Here is a 3,847-nt window from a genome sequence, read left to right as displayed (position 1 = left end):
CCCTTTGGTGGCTGGCGCCACCACCTTTACCCAAAGGGAAGCATGTCACTGGATTTTCGGGTCGCTGTGCTCCCCTACAAATCCAGTTCCTTTGCCACCCCGCAAGCGGGGGCACAACAACCCGCTTTCAGCATAGTGCAACTTTTGATTCTACAAAGAAACATAGAGAGGCCCCATTCTCCCCCCTGAATAGGGGGGGGGGAGTCCGGCGCAGCCGGATAGGGGGTGGCCACGCCAGTGGCCAATTCAGCAGAATGCTTAGTGTGATTTATGTAGCAGGAGGGTAATCCCGTAACGCAGGCTCCTTTCTCAGAAAGGAGCTGGGCGAAGCCCTGAGGATAGGTCTGAATAATGCATTCTGTACTTATGAGTCACATAAGGCCCCTGCGGGGCCTCGGATTTTCTTTGAAAATCCGCTATCCTCCGTCGCCTGACGGCGACACCCCCTTCCAGAGGAAGGGGGCTTTGGCACTACGGCTTGTACCTCCGCTCGAAATGACGGGGAGCCATAGTGGCACATTGCAAGTCCGGTAACGCTGACTTTATATTCATAGCCGCCAAAGGCGGCTATCCACAACCCTCAGCAGCGGAGCTGCTGTTAAACCTAAGAACCCTTGGGCCCGGAGGGCCCATCAATCTTAAGAACCTTTCAGGCTCTACAGTCGTATTTCTCTTGAAATCATATATAATTTTTGCTATGATACATGGTGATTTGATTTCGTCAATCTTTCCGTGTTCCTGTTTCGGGAATAGGGAATATCCTTGGAATAAAATGATTATCAGCTGAAAGATTTCTTTGATTTTTAAGTAACAGGAGTGATTCCTTTTGGAAAAATTAGTGATTCATGGCGGCCGTCCTCTTCATGGACATGTCCGCGTTTCCAGTGCGAAAAATGCGGTTCTTCCTATCATCGTAGCCACCCTTCTTCCGAACACCCCGGCATCCATTGTGGATGCGCCGAATCTGGATGATGTGACCACCATCTGCAGTGTTTTGGAGTCTCTGGGCGTGAAGGTGAAGCGGGAAGACAATGTCCTTACCTTTGATGCATCCATGCTGGACAAGACGGAAGCTTCCTATGAGCTTATGAGCAAAATGAGGGCTTCTTTCCTCATCATGGGTCCGCTCCTTGCCAAAATGGGCCATGCGAAGATTGCGCTCCCCGGAGGCTGCATGATCGGCAGCCGTCCCATCGATCTTCATCTCAAGGCTTTTGAGGCCATGGGGGCTGAAATCAATGTGGGCAACGGGTTTGTGGAAGGCTATGCGCCCCACGGACTGAAGGGAACCACCATTTATCTCGATTTCCCAAGCGTAGGGGCTACGGAAAATATCCTCATGGCTGCTGCTACGGCGGAAGGCCGTACCATCATTGAAAATGCGGCAGAGGAACCGGAAATCGTAGATCTTGTCACTTTCCTGAACTCCATGGGCGCCAATATCAAAGGCGCCGGCACCAATATCATCCGTGTGGAAGGGGTGAAGGAGCTGGAGGGCGTTTCTCACACTGTCATTCCGGACCGTATCGAAGCGGGCACTTTCATGATCGGCGCAGCCATGGTAGGCGGCGACGTGGTGATTGACAATGTGCTTACGGAACACCTGAAGCCCCTTCTGGCCAAGCTGAACGAAGCAGGGGTGAAGGTGATTAAGGATATCGACAGCGTCCGTGTCATCAGCGACGGCCATATCCGTTCCACCGACATCAAGACCCTTCCTTATCCCGGATTCCCCACAGACCTGCAGGCCCAGTTCATGGCCCTCATGACCATCGGCAACGGCATCAGCAAGATTACGGAAACGGTATTTGAAAACCGTTTCATGCATGTAGGGGAACTGCAGCGCATGGGTGCTTCCATCCAGGTGGAGGGCAGATGCGCCATTGTCCAGGGAGTGCCTTTCCTGAACGGTGCTTTCGTAAGAGCCACGGACCTTCGCGCCGGGGCCGCCCTCACCATTGCAGGCCTGGCAGCCCACGGGGAAACGGAAGTAGGGGAACTTCACCATATTGACCGTGGATATGATCATCTTGTAGAAAAACTGCAGGGGTTAGGAGCGGACATTGTCAGAGTCGACAGGGATTAAACAGTCATCCTCCCAATTTTCCGTCCCCTCAGGGCAGAATTCTCTCATCGACTGGATCGGCTCCCTGGGGTCGGAAGATATCGGCGTGGATATCGGAACGTCGAATATCGTTCTTTTCGTCAAACACAAGGGCCTCGTATTTCCGGAAGCCTCTGTCATTGCCAAAAACAGGATCACCGGGGAATATTTTGCCTATGGCACAAAGGCGGAGGAAATGGAAGGTAAAGCGCCGCCTGAAATCGTCATCAGCCGGCCCATGAAGGAAAGCTCCATTGTGGACTACAGCGGCACCGCCTATCTTTTAAACTCCATCGTGAACCGGTCCTACCTAAAGGGCATGTTCTTCCATCCAAGGCTCATTATGTGCGTGCCCAAGGGCATCAACAGCGTGCAGAGGAGGGCCCTTCTGGAAGCGGCAGTAGCCGTAGGCGCCAGAAAGACGGTTCTCATAGACCAGCCCCTGGCAGCCATGCTGGGCATGGGACTGGAAGAGCACCAGAAGGAAGGCACCATGATCGTGGATATAGGCGGCGGCTCCACCAAGATTTCCGTCCTGTCCAAACAGGGCATCGTGGTGAGCCACTTCTCCAGAGAATCGGGAAACAGCATGGACATGGCCGTCCTTACTGCCATTCGGAACAAGTACCATATCCGCGTGGGCCGCAAAGAGGCGGAAAGCCTTAAAATCGCCCTGGGCGCATCCTGGGACCTGGACAGCCAGCCCAGAATTGCTGAAACCTGCGGCCTCTCCATCGTCTCCGGCCTGCCGGTGAAGATGGCAGTCACCAGTGAAGACATAGCAGGAGCGCTGAATCCCATCCTTTATAAAATCTTCACCCACATCCGTGACGTACTCCAGCGCACCCCGCCGGCCCTCCTGGCATCCATCAGGGAAAACGGCATCATGATGGTAGGCGGAGGCTCCCAGCTTCGGGGACTGGCCGACCTCATCACCAGAGTCATAGGGGTCCCTGCAAAAGTGGCAGACCGCCCCTCCTACGTCAACGCCGTAGGAGCAGGCTCCGCATTAAACTATATCAACTCCTTCAGAGACTCCCTTCAGGATCTCCATTGAAATCAATACACCATGAAAAGTACGGCTTGGGGAAACCGGCTGTACTTTTTTTGTGGGAAAATAGCGGGCTGGTGAGATAGTGAGCTAGTGGCTGGGATCGAAGATCGGGATCGAGGATCGGGGGCCGCCTGCGGCGGCAGGTGGTGGGCGCCCTTCCAAAAGAGGGGGCGCCAGTTTGTATAAAACCTTTACAACCGCCCTGGCGGGCGAGGGGAAAACAAGCCAACCGCGCCTGCGGCGCGAGGAAATGCGGCACCCCCTTTGGTGCCTTACGGCACCACCTTTCCCCCGCTAAAGCGGGGGCACTATGGACGCTGTGCTTCGCCCGACTTGCACATCCTATGCAGGATGTGCACAGTGTCCCTATGGACGCTCAGCATTGTGCTACATGACTCTACAGGAAAGTGTAGAGAGGTTTATTCTGCCCCCTGAATAGGGGTGGCAAGGGAACTGGATTCGTAGGGAGCTGAAGGCGACTGAGAATCCAGTGACACGCTTCCCTTTGGGGAAGTCCGGCAAAGCCGGATAGGGGGTGGCCACGCCAGTGGCCAATTCAGCAGAATGCTTAGCGTGACTTAAGCAGCGGGAGGGTAATCCCGTAACGCTGACTTCATAATCATTGCCGCCAAAGGCGGCAATCCACAACCCTCGGCGCCACAGGCGCCGTCAAACCTAAGAACCCTTGG

2 protein-coding genes are annotated in these 3,847 nt (G+C 54.6%); both read left to right on the top strand.

The window, feature by feature from the left end; all coding sequences use genetic code 11:
• Positions 1-826 precede the first annotated feature (826 nt).
• Positions 827-2,086: a UDP-N-acetylglucosamine 1-carboxyvinyltransferase gene (gene murA / locus Q0482_RS02270; protein ID WP_299142819.1), complete on the top strand. Its 1,260-nt coding sequence runs from the start codon at positions 827-829 to the stop codon at positions 2,084-2,086.
• Complete coding sequence (locus Q0482_RS02265) at positions 2,064-3,161, top strand: rod shape-determining protein (protein ID WP_299142816.1); 1,098 nt, start codon at positions 2,064-2,066, stop codon at positions 3,159-3,161. Before murA ends, Q0482_RS02265 begins: the two co-directional genes overlap by 23 nt.
• Positions 3,162-3,847 lie beyond the last annotated feature (686 nt).

It is taken from the genome of uncultured Dialister sp. (genome assembly GCF_937959425.1).
GTDB lineage: Bacteria > Bacillota > Negativicutes > Veillonellales > Dialisteraceae > Dialister.
The sequence above is the reverse complement of the archived record's forward strand: the minus strand, read 5'-3'. Positions and strand labels throughout refer to the sequence as shown.